The 15,456-nt window shown below is 61.7% G+C and carries 11 protein-coding genes; 4 read left to right on the forward strand and 7 right to left on the reverse strand.

Annotated elements, in window-relative coordinates; genetic code table 11:
- Positions 1 to 138: 138 nt before the first annotated feature.
- Together AYK65_RS05205 and pepN are read right to left on the reverse strand one after the other, a co-directional pair.
- A complete protein-coding gene (locus AYK65_RS05205; protein ID WP_081158073.1) occupies positions 139 to 2,466 on the reverse strand; it encodes an ATP-binding protein in 2,328 nt (775 codons plus the stop codon).
- 404 nt (positions 2,467 to 2,870) lie between these two features.
- A complete protein-coding gene (gene pepN, locus AYK65_RS05210) occupies positions 2,871 to 5,525 on the reverse strand; it encodes an aminopeptidase N (RefSeq protein ID WP_081157996.1) in 2,655 nt (884 codons plus the stop codon).
- A gap of 399 nt (positions 5,526 to 5,924) precedes the next feature.
- Between pepN and AYK65_RS05215 the strand changes: the two genes are divergently transcribed.
- On the forward strand, positions 5,925 to 6,863 hold the full coding sequence (locus AYK65_RS05215; RefSeq protein WP_026612737.1) for a DMT family transporter: 939 nt from the start codon (positions 5,925 to 5,927) through the stop codon (positions 6,861 to 6,863).
- A 97-nt stretch (positions 6,864 to 6,960) separates the two neighbouring features.
- On the opposite strand, the gene AYK65_RS31485 is transcribed toward AYK65_RS05215, so the two are convergent.
- From AYK65_RS31485 to AYK65_RS05225, 4 genes are all read right to left on the reverse strand, one after another.
- Positions 6,961 to 7,116 carry a hypothetical protein gene (locus AYK65_RS31485; RefSeq protein ID WP_139015572.1) on the reverse strand — a complete coding sequence of 52 codons (156 nt, stop codon included), beginning with the start codon at positions 7,114 to 7,116 and terminating at the stop codon, positions 6,961 to 6,963.
- 58 nt (positions 7,117 to 7,174) lie between these two features.
- Positions 7,175 to 7,351 (reverse strand): hypothetical protein, encoded by a 177-nt coding sequence (locus tag AYK65_RS31490; RefSeq protein ID WP_139015571.1) that lies wholly within the window; start codon positions 7,349 to 7,351, stop codon positions 7,175 to 7,177.
- Positions 7,352 to 7,490: 139 nt separating this feature from the next.
- Positions 7,491 to 8,378 carry a uracil-DNA glycosylase gene (locus AYK65_RS05220; protein WP_026612736.1) on the reverse strand — a complete coding sequence of 296 codons (888 nt, stop codon included), beginning with the start codon at positions 8,376 to 8,378 and terminating at the stop codon, positions 7,491 to 7,493.
- 116 nt (positions 8,379 to 8,494) lie between these two features.
- The gene (locus AYK65_RS05225) at positions 8,495 to 9,784 is read right to left on the reverse strand and encodes an Hsp70 family protein (protein ID WP_081157997.1); all 1,290 of its coding nucleotides are present in this window, start codon (positions 9,782 to 9,784) and stop codon (positions 8,495 to 8,497) included.
- A gap of 372 nt (positions 9,785 to 10,156) precedes the next feature.
- Between AYK65_RS05225 and AYK65_RS05230 the strand changes: the two genes are divergently transcribed.
- From AYK65_RS05230 to AYK65_RS05240, 3 genes are all read left to right on the forward strand, one after another.
- Positions 10,157 to 11,821, forward strand: coding sequence for an electron transfer flavoprotein-ubiquinone oxidoreductase (locus AYK65_RS05230; RefSeq protein ID WP_026612734.1), 1,665 nt, complete (start codon positions 10,157 to 10,159; stop codon positions 11,819 to 11,821).
- 407 nt (positions 11,822 to 12,228) lie between these two features.
- Complete coding sequence (locus tag AYK65_RS05235; RefSeq protein WP_046118392.1) at positions 12,229 to 13,227, forward strand: ABC transporter substrate-binding protein; 999 nt, start codon at positions 12,229 to 12,231, stop codon at positions 13,225 to 13,227.
- A 198-nt stretch (positions 13,228 to 13,425) separates the two neighbouring features.
- Entirely contained in the window at positions 13,426 to 14,313 is an 888-nt protein-coding gene (locus tag AYK65_RS05240) for an ABC transporter permease (protein WP_046118391.1), read from the forward strand.
- Between the two features lie 99 nt (positions 14,314 to 14,412).
- On the opposite strand, the gene AYK65_RS05245 is transcribed toward AYK65_RS05240, so the two are convergent.
- Positions 14,413 to 15,426, reverse strand: coding sequence for a zinc-binding alcohol dehydrogenase family protein (locus AYK65_RS05245; protein ID WP_081157998.1), 1,014 nt, complete (start codon positions 15,424 to 15,426; stop codon positions 14,413 to 14,415).
- Between the last annotated feature and the right edge of the window lie 30 nt (positions 15,427 to 15,456).

Below are 15,456 nucleotides of genomic sequence, written 5' to 3' on the forward strand. Positions count from 1 at the left end.
AAAAGACGCACGGCGCTGTAAAACGCGCTGCATTCAATCATATTCAAGCAACGCGCTTTAGGCATTTGTTTTATGCATGTCGTGCCCCAAAACCGCTGCACACTTTTGGGCAACATGCATTAGAATTGCTGTGACCGTTCAGCCGCAATCGGGAATCCTGACCGAAATGATCGTCCCGACGTTTTCCGTCGAATGGATCTTCATCGTCCCGCCGTGGAGGCGCGTGAGAGAGCGGGAGATTGCAAGCCCGAGCCCGGAGCCGCCTTTGCCTTTGGCATATTGACTCTGCACCTGCTCGAAGGGCTGGCCGATCTTTTGCAGGGCATCCTTGGGGATACCGATGCCGGAATCGGCGATCGTCAGCGTCACCGCCCCCCGCACCTTGCGCGCCCTCAAGGAGATGCGCCCGCCCTCATTGGTGAACTTGACCGCGTTCGAAAGCAGGTTGAGCAGAACCTGCTTCATTGCCCGCCGGTCGGCGAACATCGTCAGACCGGAAGATATCTGCTGAACCACGCGGATATTCTTCTGCTCCGCCGGTATGGTGGTGAAACGAAGCGTCTCCTCGATGAGCGGCGCCAGATCGATCCTTTCGCGCGAGAGGCGCATGTGGCCGGCCTCGATCTTCGACATGTCGAGAATGTCATTGATGACGTTGAGCAGATGCTTGCCGCTTTCGAAGATGTCGCGCGAATATTCGTGATATTTCTCTGAGCCGAGCGGCCCGAACATCTGGTTCTGCAGGATCTCCGAGAAGCCGAGAATGGCGTTCAGCGGCGTGCGCAGTTCGTGCGACATGTTGGCCAGGAATTCGGATTTGGCCCGGTTCGCCGCTTCTGCGCGCTCCTTTTCCGCCTGGTAATTGGCGTTGGCGGTAGAGAGCTCCGCCTTCTGCTGCTCGAGCGTCAGACGGGAGGCCGAAAGATCGCCAATGGTCGCCATCAACCGCCGCTCGGATTCGCGCAACCGCACCTGATGGCGCTTGAGCAGCGTGATGTCCGTGCCGACGGAGACGAGGCCGCCGTCACGCGTACGGCGCTCGTTGATCTGCAGCCAGCGCTCGTCGGCAAGCTGCACCTCGCTTGTCTGGGAGTGGTTGCTTCGGTCCGGATCGGCAACGCGCCTTTCGATCACCGGCCTGGCCGCTGCCGCATGGACCACGGCACGCTCGGTACCGGGCACGAGGACGTGGTCCGGCAGTTGATAGGCCTGTTGGTAGTGGGTGTTGCACATCACCAGGCGGTCGTGCTTGTCCCAGAGCACGAAGGCCTCGGACGTGCATTCGATAGCATCGGCCAGACGCTGATCCGCTTCGGCGTAGCGCTGAGCGAGCTTGTGCTGCTCGGTCACGTCCATTGCGATGCCGATCAGGTGCACCCGGCCCGATACGGTGCGGATGACCTGGGCGCGCGCACGCAGCCATACATAATGACCGTCCGCATGGCGCATGCGGAACACCTGATCGATCTGGCGTTCGTTGCCCTTGGCGATCGCGCGCGCAACGCGGTAGATGCCACGGTCCTCCGGGTGCATCAGGCGGGCGGCATCGCCGAAGGACAACACGCTGCTGTCGCCTGGCATGCCGAGCATCTCGTACATCGAGCGGGACCAGAACAGCCGCCGATTGGCGAGATCGAAGTCCCAGAGGCCGCAGCGGCCGCGGGAAAGCGCCGTTTCGACTCGCAGGTTAGACTCGGCGAAGACGGAATCGGCATCGCGGGCGCGCTTCGCCTGGATATAGTAGGCGTATAGCACGACGAGCAGGATCGCCGATATCCCGGCGAACAGCGTGACGTTGAGCGAGACCTCGTCGCGCCAGGCGGCCTCGAAAGCCGCGACCGGCGTGGCCGCCAGAATGACGCCGGCCGAATCCGGCAACCGCAACAGAGCAACGAGATGCTCGACGCCATCGATCGGTGTTTTCGTGACGCTCGAACCTTCGCCGTAATATTGCAGCGTCGCCACGTCGGGAGCGACAGAGGCGAGGGTGCGCCCGATGAAATGAACGCCATCCTGGGTGCCGGCAAAGATGCGACCGTCCCTGCGGACCGTGAGCAGGAACATGCCGGCGTCGAGAATGTCGGCCGACAGATACTCCGCCAGCCGCTGCTCGACTTCCCACCGGCGGCCCTCGGCAAAGAGTGCCGATCCGTCGGCTTGGAAGGCGGCGGCAGCCGCTACGGCCGCGAGATTGACTGCGCGGCGCGAGCCGGCCTCCATACGAGCGTGCTCGTCGATGATCCCGGACATACGCGAGATCGCCACGATGAGAAGGAAAGCGATGATGAGTGCGGGAATGGAACGTTTGAGGATGGGCTCGACCCTGGCGAGGCTCCGCGATGCCGGCTTGGCAAAGAGCTTCGCCTGCTCGATGAGCTCCCGTTCCAGACCGGAAAGGCCCGGAAACTTGAGTCGCAACCGCCCGTCGGCTGCGCTTCCCCGTCGCGCGTCCGCCATCTTTTCCAATCTGTCATCCTCGAGAGCGTGCCTCGCATTCATGAATGCGCAGGGGACGCTTTGATCCTGTCAATCTGAGCAGCAGCCTCTTCAGCGGTTCCCCGCAAGCTGGGCGTCTCAGCGATTCGGCGCGCCGCCCGCCCGAATCTGACTCAATGAATCACACCGCGATTCGCCTTGTCCAGAGGCAATCGTAAAGATTTATTAACCAATTCTCATCGTTGGAAAATCATAGCGAATAATTCCGCATGCCGATCGCACGATATGCTGCCCGCCACGCGGCGCGAGGACGGCTCACGCGCGCCTACCGCAACCATTTCCTGAATCGGAGTCGAATCAAGGGGAAAGCATGCAGCAATTCAACATGCTACCGCGACTTCCTCGTGCATCCGATCGGGCACGGCGTCGTAGACTTATCCCTCGTCCTTCAACATGCGGTCGACGATATCGCTGACATCTGCGGAGAGGTTGGAGGCGCGCGCGATCTCCTCGAGGGCGCCTCGGGCATGATCGGCCCGCACCTTTTCGAGCGATCGCCAGGACCGCATCGATGTCAGAATACGCGCTGCAAGTTGCGGGTTACGCGCGTCGATGTCGAGAATCTGATGGGCGAGAAAGCGGTAGCCTTCGCCATCGGCCCGGTTAAAGCCCGTCGCATTGGCGAAGGCGAAGGTGCCGACCAGCGCGCGGACGCGGTTCGGGTTGCTCGCGTTGAACAGCGGATCCGACATCAGTGTCCTGATGCGGTCGAGAGTGGCGGCGCCGGGGATCGTCGCCTGGATCGCGAACCATTTGTCGATGACGAGCGCATTGTCCGCGAAGCGCTTCTTGAATACGGCGAGCGCTTCCACGGTCTCGTCGGTATCTGGAAAGCGATGGGCGAGCAACGTCAGCGCGTGGCTGAGGTCGGTCATGTTATTGGCGGCGCGGAAGGCATTCGCTGCCTTCTCCGGCCGGTCGTCGGCATAGACGAGATAGGAAAGCGCCGCATTGCGGAGCGCCCGCCGTCCCGCACTCTCCGCGTCCGGTCGGAAGGGGCCGGATAGCGACATCTTGTCGACGAGCAGCGCGAACGTATCTCTACCGGCGGCGGCAATGGCCGCCAGCATCGCTTGGCGACCGGCGTGGATCGCGTCCGGATCGTTGTCGGAACCAATTTCGCGGGCTATGTCGGCTTCGCTCGGCAGAGACAGAACCTGCGACCGGAAAGCCGGCTCCAGCTCCTCCTCGGCAGCCGCGGCAAGGAGGCCGTCGACGAGCGCGCCGTCGCAGGTGACTGGCTGTGCGCTGCGCGCTTCCGCTGCCGCTTTGACGAGATTGTCGAGCGCCATCGTATTCAGCGCCTGCCAGCGCGCGAAAAGGTCGACCTCGTGGCGGGCAATCAGAGCCCGGTCCTCTGCACTTTGTTCGACATGCAGGTTGATCGGAGCGGAAAAGTCGCGGTTGAACGATGGAACCGGTCGCGCTGGAATGCCGGAGAAGGTGACCGTCTGCTTGCGCTCGGTTAAGTGCACCACGTCCGCGGTGACATCGGCGCCGGAAATCGCCGTCGGTATGGCCTCGCTTCCGTCCTGGAGAAGCAGCCCCAGACGCAGCGGTATGTGCATCGGCTTCTTGGCGCTCTGTCCGGGCGTCGGCGGTATCGTCTGCTCCAGCGACAGAGTGTAAGTCTGCTTGTCGGCGTCATAGGAGCCGGAAGCGGTGACGAGCGGTGTTCCCGCCTGGTGATACCAGAGCGAGAATTGCGTCAGATCGCGGCCGCTTGCCGCTTCGAAGCAGGCGACGAAATCCTCGATCGTAACCGCCTGGCCGTCGTGGCGCTCGAAATAGAGATCCATTCCCTTCTTGAAGAGGTCGCGTCCGAGAATGGTCGCGATCATCCGCGTGACCTCGGATCCCTTCTCGTAGACTGTCGTTGTGTAGAAGTTGTTGATCTCACGGTATTTGGTCGGGCGCACCGGATGGGCAAGCGGCCCGGCATCCTCGGGGAATTGCTCGGATTTCAGATGCCGCACCTCGGCGATCCGCTTAACGGTGCGCGAGCGCATATCCGCCGAAAATTCATGGTCGCGGTAGACGGTCAGGCCTTCCTTCAGGCAGAGCTGGAACCAGTCGCGGCAGGTGATGCGGTTGCCTGTCCAGTTGTGGAAATATTCGTGCGCGATGATCGCTTCGATGTTGGCGTAGTCCGCATCGGTCGCCGTCTCCGGATCGGCGAGCACGTATTTGTCGTTGAAGATATTGAGCCCCTTGTTCTCCATGGCGCCCATGTTGAAATCGGAAACGGCGACGATCATGAAGATGTCGAGGTCGTACTCTCGGCCGAAGGCCTCCTCGTCCCACTTCATCGAGCGTTTAAGCGCGTCCATGGCATAGGCCGCGCGCGGCTCCTTGCCGTGTTCCACATAGATCCTGAGTGCGACCTCGCGACCGGAAACGGTGGTGAACGTGTCCTCGACAACGCCGAGATCGCCGGCAACCAGCGCGAAGAGATAGCTCGGCTTCGGATGCGGATCGAACCAGGAAGCGAAGTGGCGGCCATCGCCCATGTCGGCGCCGCCGAGATAATTGCCGTTCGAAAGCAGAAGCGGCGCTGTTGCCTTGTCGGCGATGATATTGACCGTATAGACGGCCAGCACGTCCGGCCGATCCGGGAAATAGGTGATGCGGCGGAAGCCTTCCGCCTCGCACTGGGTGCAATAGACGTCGCTGGTGCGGTAGAGCCCCATCAGCTTGGTGTTCGTCTCGGGAGACAATACCGTCGTCACGGTAATCTCGAAAGGGGCAGTCTCCGGCAGGCCGCGGATGGTCAGGGTGTCGTCCGTTGCTTCGTAAAGTGCGGCCGGTAGTTCTTCCTGGTCCAGCAGCAGTCCGGTCATTTTCAGTTCGTCGCCGTCGAGGACCAGCGGCGCCGAGGGACTGACGCCTTCGCGCCGATGGAAGATCATGCGCGCCTCGACCTTCGTTTCCGTCGGGTCGAGTTCGAAGGTCAGGTCCACCCTCTCAAGAACGAAATCGGTCGGCCGGTAGTCTTCCAGATGAACGATCTGGCCAGTATTTGTCCGCATGGTCAGTCCTGTTTGCGCCTTATGCCCTTCGATTTGTAGAGGGCGCTGGTGACGGTGAAAACCCAAGAACCGAGATTTTTGCACGATTGTGATACCGGCGACCGCACCCCGGCAGCAAAAAACGTAGAACCTCCCGCGCCCTTAATCCACCGGAGGTTTATCGGAGCGGCACTAACAAGAGCTAAATCGGCAGTGATTTTTTCGTGCTTGCTAAAAAATCCGGGCGCCGCCGCACGGCAGCAATGATCACGAAAAAACCGCGCCCATCAACAAATTTGATCCAACATCCGGCGCAGCACGGCTAAGGTAACGCCGTCTTTAGCGGCGTTGCGGCCGCGGCCTTCCCGACCTATCCCTCCTCCAATCGGCGCGCCGATGGCAATTTGAAAAGTGCATGTCATGAATGCGGACGTTCAGAGCCCGATGAAGGGGATTGTGCTCAAGATTCTCTCTGTCGTCGTTTTCGTGTGCATGTCGACCTGCATCAAGGCGGCCGGCAACGATATCGCCACGGGCCAGATCACCTTCTATCGCTCCGCCTTCGCCATGGTGCCGATCCTCTTGTTCCTGGCCTGCCGCGGGGAGTTGCGCGACGCTTTCAGAACCAGCAACGTCAGCGGTCATCTTGCCCGCGGCTTCGTCGGCATCCTCTCGATGAGCTGCGGCTTTTATGGTCTCGTCCATCTGCCCTTGCCGGAGGCGATTGCGATCGGTTACGCCATGCCGCTGCTTGCAGTCGCCTTTGCGGCGATTTTCCTGGGCGAGATCGTGCGGCTTTACCGCTGGTCCGCAGTCGTCATCGGAATGGTCGGCGTGCTCATCATCACTTGGCCGCGGCTGACCTTGTTCGACGAGGGTGGGCTCGGTTCGAGTGAGGCGCTCGGCGCCATCGCGGTGCTGCTTTCGGCGACCCTCGGAGCGATGGCGATGGTTCTCGTGCGCAAGCTCGTGCAGAAGGAGCGGACGCACACGATCGTCCTTTATTTCTCGCTTTCCGCCTCGGTGTTTTCTCTCGCGACGCTGCCGTTCGGCTGGACTTCGATGTCCTGGCAGGCCTTCTTTCTCCTGATGATTGCAGGCTTTTGCGGCGGGGTCGCGCAGATCCTGCTGACGGAGAGCTATCGGCATGCGGACATGTCGACGATCGCCCCTTTCGAGTACACCTCGATCGTCCTCGGCATGGCCATCGGCTACGTCCTGTTCGGCGACATTCCGACCGGGACGATGCTCGCCGGCACCGTGATCGTCGTCGGTGCGGGCATCTTCATCATCTACCGCGAGCACCAGTTGGGGTTGGAGCGAAAGGGCGCCCGCAAGCACGTAACACCGCAGGGCTGATAGCCCAAGGCTGTGCAGCGATTGTGGTGTTATTCCGCGGACGCTGTCGATTGCGACAGTGAATGTCTAAACGGAGAGTCGGAATAGAAGGGCCGGGTCAGTTCGGCAGCAACGGGCTCACCGCACGGCGGTGGGCGCGCCGGGCGTCGTCGGTCGTGCTCAGTCGGCTATATTCTCGCGAAGCGCGGACGGCCGTTCCGATGTCGGAGATCGTGTCGAGCAGGCTGCGAATGCTGTCGAGCGGCTTGGACATGATCCTGTTCTCCTGCAGTCATCTCGTGACGGGGCCGGCATGCGGCCCCGCGCGATGATCAGCGCTGAATGAATTCGGCGTAGATCTGCGCCGGACGCGTGGTCCGCGCGAGGCCGATCGCGGTCATCTGCTCGTTGGCTGCCGTGCCGAAATTGTTGAACGGCGTCCGCAGCGCCGCACCGGCATGACGGAGCGTTTCGAAGCTGCTGTGAATCGGACGATAGCGGGCAGTCATGGTTCAATTCCTTATCCATTCCTCCCGTTGCTCCATATTGCGATGCAACATCAATTTTGCAATGCATTAAAACGCTGCGCAGACATGCGCAAATCGCATGGCTTTCTTCATTGTTTGTTCATGAATCGGCTGTGCCGTTTCAGGCTAGTGTGCGGGCCTTGAAGGTCAACAGGTCCGCCCAGGCGAAGCGCTTGTTGACGGGGGCTGCAACGAGGTCCTGCGGGTGCAACGTGGCGAGCGCGGCGACGCGGTGGCCGCCGGCGGAAAGCTCGCGCCACTCGCCGCGCAACTGGTGGATCGTCTCGCCCGCGCCGAAGAAAAAGCGAGCGGCGAAGTTGCCGAGGAGCAGCACCTGTTTCGGCTCTGCCAGCGCGATCTGCCGTTCGATGAACGGGCGGCATATATCAGCCTCCCGGGCGCTTGGAACGCGGTTTCCCGGCGGCCGCCAGGGCACGACGTTCGAGAGCAGCACGTCCGCCCTCGATAGCCCGATGCCCGCCAGCATGCGTTCGAGCATCTCGCCGTGCTTGCCGGCAAAGGGGCGGCCATCGCGGTCATCATCCGCGTAAGGCATGGGGCCGATGATCATGATTCCGGAGGCGGCATTGCCTTCGGCGAAGACGAGGTTGCGGGCGCTGTTCTTGAGGTTGCAGCCGGCGAAGGCCTCCATCGCGGTACGCAGTTCCCCGAGCGATCGGGCTGCCTCCGCAGCAAATTGTGCCTCCTTCACCGCCTGCTCGTCGGGAATCGCGACGGTCGCCGCAACCGGTGGTGGCGGCGGCGAGGCAACACGGGACCGGACGGAAGGCGCCGCCGGTTGCCGTGGTCCGCCGCCTGAGGTCTCCGAAGAAACCGGCTCCCTGTCGGATTGCGCAGCTCGGCTTTCGCCGCGCCTGGTCTTCATCGCTTCGAATTCGGCGAACCGGTCGATGGGTTCATCCTCAAGCAGCCACTCGACGCCGGCCTCCGCATGGAAGGCGAGCAGCGCGGCGAGTTCCTGGGGGGAGAGGTCGTTGGCCGAGATCATGGGGCGAATTTAACAGATCGGCGGGGGCGGTCCAGCCGCAGCCGGAGCGGGATGAGGAAAAACTGTCCGGTTGTCCGTCCGCGGCCCGCGCCAGTTTGATCGCAATGCCGGGCCGATCATGCGGCGGCGGTCCAGGTCGCGATGTCCTCCCGCTCGCCAATGAGCGCCAGGCCATGGGCGATCGACAGGAGCTCGCCAACGCTTTCAATGCGTTCTCGGCCGAAGCGGTTCTCGAACAGGCGGCGAACGGCGGGAACGAAGGACGTGCCGCCGGTCAGGAATATCCGGTCGATCGATTGCGGCGCCGTCTGGGTTTTTGCGAGCACCTCGTCGAGAGCCTCCTCGATGCGGGCGAGGTCCGGCGCGATCCAGGCTTCGAAATCCGCCCGCTTGACGGTTCGGCGCGCGCGTTCTCCGAGCGGCGGAAATGAGAAATCGGTTTCGGCCTCATCGGACAGCCGCATCTTGGTGGCTGAAATCGCCTGATAGAGCGGGTAGCCCTCGTCATGCTCGATGAGGTCCACGAAGGCTTCCAGCTTTTCCGGTTCGAGGCTCGCCCGCACGAGCTTCTTCAATTCGGTGAAGTCCTTCAACGTCTTGAAGATGGAAAGCTGATTCCAACGGCCGAAATTGGCGTAGTAGCTCGACGGCACTTCAAGCAGCTTGTCGAAGCTTTTGAAGAGACTCCCCTTTCCGATGAGCGGCGAGACGATGTTGTCGATGATGCGGAAGTCGAAGTGATCGCCCGCTATGCCGACGCCGGAATGCCCGATCGGCGTTGCCGTCAGCCGGCCGGCCTCTCTTTCGAAGCGGATGATCGAATAGTCGGTAGTGCCGCCGCCGAAATCGGCGACGAGAACCGTCGCGTCGCGCTCGAGATTGCGGGCGAAATAGAAGGCGGCCGCGACCGGTTCGTAGACGTAATGCACTTCGGGAAAGCCGAAACGCGAAAGCGCGCGATTGTAGCGCTCGAGCGCCAGCTTCTCGTCGGGATTGGCGCCGGCAAATTGCACCGGACGCCCGACGATGACGCGCCGAAGGTCCGTGTCCCAGTTGCCGCCGGCGTAGTCCCGTAGCCGCGCAAGGAAGCGGTGCATCAGATCCTCGAACTCGTACCGCTTCGCAAAAACCAGCGTGCCCTGGAAAAGGGCGCTTGCCGCAAAGGTCTTGATCGACTGGAGGAAGCGGCATTCGCCCGGGTTGTCGATGAAATCGCGGATCGCCGCCTGTCCGACTTCGATCCTGAGGGGCACGTGGCCGTGACCCTTCAGGAAAGAGAGTGCGGTCCGCGTCGTGTCGGACTGTCCCGCCGGGCTTTCGACGAGGATGGAACGAGTGGATGCCCCCTCCGCCAGCGCCAGTACGGAGTTGGTCGTGCCGAAATCGAGGCCGACAGCCGATGCCATGGTCTACTCCGTCTTGTTCGATTGGGGGCGGGCCTCCTCGCATGCGGGCGCGGCAAAAGCAAGCCGCTACTGCATGTCTCCTTAAATCGACATCGACTTAAGGAGACAGACATGCAGCAATTCAAAGAGCAGCGACCTCTGCGCGTCTGATAAGACGCGCGGCGCTGTCGGCCGGGCTGATTCGTCGCAAATTTATTTACGTTTACGTACAGGTAATATAATGGAGCTGTAGTAAACTCATGAACTCATGCGCAAATGCAGAGACAGTCTGTCGCATCCCGGCTCGACAAGCCGTTTCGCATTTGCCATGACGGGACGATTTTGGCTGGGAACGGAGCCGGCGGAAGACCGGCGAGACTGGAGAATGGCGAAATGGTCGAGGCGACGGAACTGCCCGAGCGCGAGAGCATGGAATTCGACGTGGTGATCGTCGGCGCAGGTCCGGCCGGGCTTGCGGCAGCGATCCGGCTGAAGCAGGTCGATCCGGAGCTCTCGGTCGTGGTGCTGGAGAAGGGTGCCGAAGTCGGCGCGCATATCCTCTCGGGCGCCGTCGTCGACCCGATCGGCATCGACCGGCTGTTGCCGGATTGGCGCGAGGATCCGGATCATCCGTTCAAGACGGAAGTCACCGACGACCACTTCCTGTTCCTCGGGCCGGCCGGCTCGATCCGCTTGCCCAACTTCCTGATGCCGCCATTGATGAACAATCACGGCAACTATGTCGTCTCGCTCGGCAATGTCTGTCGCTGGCTCGCCACCCACGCCGAGGCGCTCGGCGTCGAAATCTATCCGGGCTTTGCCGCGACCGAAGTGCTCTACAATAACGAGGGCGCGGTGATCGGCGTTGCCACCGGCGACATGGGCATCGAGCGGAACGGCGAACCGGGGCCGAACTTCGCCCGCGGCATGGCGCTCCTTGGCAAGTACACGCTGATCGGCGAGGGCGTGCGCGGCTCGCTCGCCAAGCAACTGATCGCCAAGTTCAAGCTCGACGAGGGCCGCGACGTACCGAAATTCGGCATCGGTCTCAAGGAGCTCTGGGAGGTCAAGCCGGAGAACCATAAGCCCGGCCTCGTGCAGCATTCCTTCGGCTGGCCGCTCGACATGAAGACCGGCGGCGGCTCCTTCCTCTACCATCTCGAAGACAATCTCGTCGCCGTCGGCTTCGTCGTCCATCTGAACTACAAGAACCCCTATCTGCATCCCTTCGAGGAATTCCAGCGCTTCAAGACGCACCCGGCCATCCGCGGCACCTTCGAGGGCGGCAAACGCCTTTCCTATGGTGCCCGCGCCATCACCGAGGGTGGTTGGCAATCGGTGCCGAAGCTCTCTTTCCCCGGCGGCGCGCTGATCGGCTGCTCGGCCGGCTTCGTCAACGTGCCGCGCATCAAGGGCAGCCACAATGCGGTACTGTCGGGCATTCTCGCGGCGGAGAAGCTGGCCGCGGCGATCGCTATCGGCCGCGGCAATGACGAGCCGATCGAGATCGAACACGGCTGGCGCGAAAGCGCCATCGGCCAGGACCTGAAGAAGGTGAGAAACGTCAAACCGCTCTGGTCGCGCTTCGGCACGGCGATCGGCGTCGCGCTCGGCGGCCTCGACATGTGGACCAACCAGCTCTTCGGTATCTCCTTCTTCGGTACGCTGAAGCATGGCAAGACCGATGCAGCCTCGCTGGAACCGGCGGCTAAGCATCGGAAGATCGACTATCCGAAGCCGGACGGCGTGCTTACCTTCGACCGGCTCTCCTCGGTGTTCCTGTCGAACACCAATCACGAGGAGAACCAGCCGGTGCATTTGCAGGTCAAGGACTGGGATCTGCAGAAGCGTTCGGAATACGACGTCTACGCCGGTCCCTCGTCGCGCTACTGTCCGGCCGGGGTCTATGAGTGGGTGGAGAAGGACGGCCGGCCGACCTTCGTCATCAACGCCCAGAACTGCGTCCACTGCAAGACCTGCGACATCAAGGACCCGAACCAGAACATCAACTGGGTGCCGCCGCAAGGCGGCGAAGGCCCGGTCTATCCGAACATGTAATTTCGGGCGCTGAGCGCGACTGATTTCGAGGATCACCACAAGGGCCGGCGAGCGATCGCCGGTCTTTGGCATGCGCTTGCCCGCCGTCACCTCACCCTCCGCGTAATGTCGCCTCCATGCCTCTTCGACGTCGCTGCACATGAATTCGGGACTACTAACCCCATCAAACATTTGTGTACTTTGAGAAAAAGACAGTAAGATCAACTGCTGACGCAAATGGGAAAGTGTTTGCCGGGAAGACAGGATAGCACTGGAATGCGGCGTTGGTTCCGATGGGGACTTGACGCCGCGGAAGCCGTCGCCTGCCAGCCCCTCGGGCTGAAGCCGATCTTGTTCCATTCGCTGCCAGCAACCGCGGTGAAGCTGGCAGCCTGCCATAAGTACACCGCCAACAGAGGGAACGGAAAATGAAGAAACTTCTTGCAACGACATGTCTGGCCGTCGGTCTTCTCGGGCTTGGCAGCGCCGCATCTGCGCAGGAATGCGGCGATGTGACGATCGCCAACATGAACTGGCAGAGCGCCGAAGTGCTCGCGAATGTGGACAAGTTCATCCTGACGGAAGGTTACGGCTGCAGCGCCGAACTGGTCGTCGGTGATACGGTACCGACCATCACCTCGATGATCGAGAAGGGCGAGCCGGACGTCGCGCCGGAAGGCTGGGTCGATCTGCTGCCCGATGTCGTCAACCGCGGCCTTCAGGAAGGAAAGCTCGTCGGTGCAGCCGTTGCCTTGTCTGATGGTGGCGTTCAGGGCTGGTGGATGCCGAAATACATCGCCGACGAGCATCCGGACATCAAGACGATCGACGACGTGCTGAAGCACAAGGAGCTCTTCCCGGATCCGGAGGATCCGAGCAAGGGTGCCATCCACAACGGCCCGCAGGGCTGGGGCGGTACGGTCGTCACGACGCAGCTCTACAAGGCCTACGGCGCCGAGGCTGCGGGCTTCACGCTGGTCGATACCGGCTCTGCCGCCGGCCTCGACGGCTCGATCGCCAAGGCCTATGAGCGCAAGCAAGGCTGGGTTGGCTACTATTGGGCTCCGACGGCACTGCTTGGTAAATACGAAATGGTCAAGCTCGACCATGGCGTACCGGCAGACCCGGCCGAATGGAAGCGCTGCAACACTGTTGCCGATTGCCCGGACCCGAAGAAGAACGACTGGCCGAAGGACAAGGTCCAGACGCTCGTCACCAAGGCCTTCGCCGATCGCGCCGGCCCGGCCATGGACTATCTCAAGGTCCGCGCCTGGCCGAACGACGTCGTCAACAAGCTGATGGCCTGGATGACGGACAACCAGGCGAGCGGCGAGGAGGGCGCCAAGCACTTCCTCGAGGAGAACCCGGACATCTGGACCAAGTGGGTTTCTCCGGAAGTTGCCGAGAAGATCAAGGCTGCACTCTGATCGACTCGCTTTTCAACGAACGGCGCGCACAAGGCGCGCCGTTTTTCGTATCACCAGGCGCACGATTTCGTTCACCGCATGTCGGTTTGAGAATAAGATTGCGCAGCTTCATTGGTTACAGCGCGTTGAGCGTTTGAACGGCGGCGAAGCAAGAAAAAGAAGGATGCCGCCCGAAAGAGTGCAAAGGGGAACCGAGATATGGAATGGCTGACGAAATTTCCGACTATGGACGATGACCGCCTCAGAGAGCTGAAAAAGGTCATCGATGAAGGTTTTCGCGCATTCACGCGCACCTATGGCGACGCCATTGAATCCTTCTTTGATCCGCTGCAGTTCTTCCTGATCCATGCCGAGCGCTTCATGACGCGCACGCCTTGGCCGGTGATCCTCATCCTGATCGCCCTGATCGCCTGGTTCGCCAGCCGTAACTGGAAGGTCGTCGCGGGAGCGGTCGGTACGCTGCTCGTTATCGGCTATTTCGACATGTGGGACGACACGATGAAGACGATCTCGATGATCTTCGTCTGTACCGTCCTCTCCATCGCGATCGGCATTCCGCTCGGCATTCTCATGTCACGCTCCGACCGCGTCCAGAACCTCGTCAATCCGGTGCTGGACGTGATGCAGACGATGCCGAGCTTCGTCTACCTGATCCCGGTGGTGATGCTGCTTGGCATCGGCAAGGTTCCGGGCCTGATCGCCGTCGTCATCTACGCCATTCCGCCGATGATCCGCCTCACCAACCTCGGCATCCGGCTCGTCGACAAGGATGTACTGGAGGCGGCGGACGCCTTCGGCTCGTCGAACTGGCAGAAGCTGAAGAACGTACAGATGCCGCTGGCGCTACCCACCATCATGGCCGGCATCAACCAGACGATCATGATGGCGCTCGCAATGGTTGTCATTGCTTCGATGATCGGTGTTCAGGGCCTCGGCCAGCCGGTCTTGAAGGCGATTGCCAACCAGTACTTCACGCTCGGCATCTTCAACGGCCTCGCCATCGTCGGCATCGCGATCATCTTCGATCGCGTAAGTCAGGCCTACGGCCGCCGGCTGCAGCGGCATCGTGAAATCGTTCACGGCTAGAGCGAACGGGCATTACAGGATTACCCTGTCCGCAGCCCCTGCGCACAAAGGGGAAGGGGGAGGCGGCTTGTCGCGCAAGCCGCCATCCCAGACCATCTATCAAAAACCGGCAAGCACGAGCTTGCCCCGGGTGCGTCCGGTTTCGATCATCTGGTGTGCCTTCCTGAGCGTTGCCGCGTCGATTGGTCCGAGCGTCTCCGTCAGCGTCGTGCGGATCTTGCCGGCATCCACCAGTTCCGCGACCCTGTTCAAGAGGTTGTGCTGCTCGATCATGTCCGGCGTTTTGAACAGCGGTCGGGCGAACATCATCTCCCAGTGCGTCGACACGGCCTTGCGCTTGAAGGGCATGATATCGAGAACGGGGAGGTCGTCGATCAGTGCGAAGCGCCCCTGCGGCGCGATCAGTTTGACGATTTCGGCGACGTGCTTATCCGTGTTAGTTGTGGAAAACACGAAAGCCGGCGCACCGAGGGCCAGTTGCTCTATTTCCGTCGCGAGCGGACGGTTGTGGTCGAGCACGTGATGCGCACCGAGTTTCAATGCCCAGTCGCGGGTTTCCGCGCGCGAGGCAGTGGCGATCACCGTGAGATTGGTGAGCGCCCGCAGCAACTGAATGGCGATCGAGCCAACGCCGCCGGCGCCGCCGATGATCAGCACGGCATTTGCCGCGCCCGGCACCGGATCATTGACCCTGAGGCGGTCGAAGAGCGTTTCCCATGCGGTGATCGCCGTCAAGGGCAGTGCGGCGGCGGCAGCGAAGTCGAGCGATCGCGGCTTCCGTCCAACGATCCGCTCGTCGACGAGGTGAAACTCCGCATTGGTGCCTGGGCGATCGATCGCCCCGGCGTAGAACACTTCGTCGCCGGGTTGAAAAAGCGTGACCTTCGCGCCGACCGCCTTGACGACGCCGGCAGCATCCCAGCCGAGAACCTTCAGTTGATCCGGTTCCGGTTGAACACCGGCGCGCACCTTGGTGTCCACCGGATTGACGGAAACTGCCCGGACCTCCACCAGGAGATCGCGTTCGCCCGGCGTCGGCTCAGGCAGGTCGACGTCGATCAGCGCGGTCTCGTTGGCGATAGGTTGCGGTGTCTTGTAGGCGACGGCACGCATGGAATGCTCCTTTCAAGATTGAACAGGAGC

Origin of the sequence: Ensifer aridi (assembly GCF_002078505.1) — a bacterium.
GTDB classification, from domain to species: domain Bacteria; phylum Pseudomonadota; class Alphaproteobacteria; order Rhizobiales; family Rhizobiaceae; genus Sinorhizobium; species Sinorhizobium aridi.

What these genes read in the sequence shown, in the direction of transcription:
- pepN (WP_081157996.1), bottom strand. Translation starts at nt 5,525, where the DNA reads ATGCGGACAAATACTGGCCAGATCGTTCATCTGGAAGACTACCGGCCG.
- AYK65_RS05215 (WP_026612737.1), top strand. Translation starts at nt 5,925, where the DNA reads ATGAATGCGGACGTTCAGAGCCCGATGAAGGGGATTGTGCTCAAGATT.
- AYK65_RS05235 (WP_046118392.1), top strand. Translation starts at nt 12,229, where the DNA reads ATGAAGAAACTTCTTGCAACGACATGTCTGGCCGTCGGTCTTCTCGGG.
- AYK65_RS31490 (WP_139015571.1), bottom strand. Translation starts at nt 7,351, where the DNA reads ATGACTGCCCGCTATCGTCCGATTCACAGCAGCTTCGAAACGCTCCGT.
- AYK65_RS05220 (WP_026612736.1), bottom strand. Translation starts at nt 8,378, where the DNA reads ATGATCTCGGCCAACGACCTCTCCCCCCAGGAACTCGCCGCGCTGCTC.
- AYK65_RS05230 (WP_026612734.1), top strand. Translation starts at nt 10,157, where the DNA reads ATGGTCGAGGCGACGGAACTGCCCGAGCGCGAGAGCATGGAATTCGAC.
- AYK65_RS05245 (WP_081157998.1), bottom strand. Translation starts at nt 15,426, where the DNA reads ATGCGTGCCGTCGCCTACAAGACACCGCAACCTATCGCCAACGAGACC.
- AYK65_RS31485 (WP_139015572.1), bottom strand. Translation starts at nt 7,116, where the DNA reads ATGTCCAAGCCGCTCGACAGCATTCGCAGCCTGCTCGACACGATCTCC.
- AYK65_RS05225 (WP_081157997.1), bottom strand. Translation starts at nt 9,784, where the DNA reads ATGGCATCGGCTGTCGGCCTCGATTTCGGCACGACCAACTCCGTACTG.
- AYK65_RS05240 (WP_046118391.1), top strand. Translation starts at nt 13,426, where the DNA reads ATGGAATGGCTGACGAAATTTCCGACTATGGACGATGACCGCCTCAGA.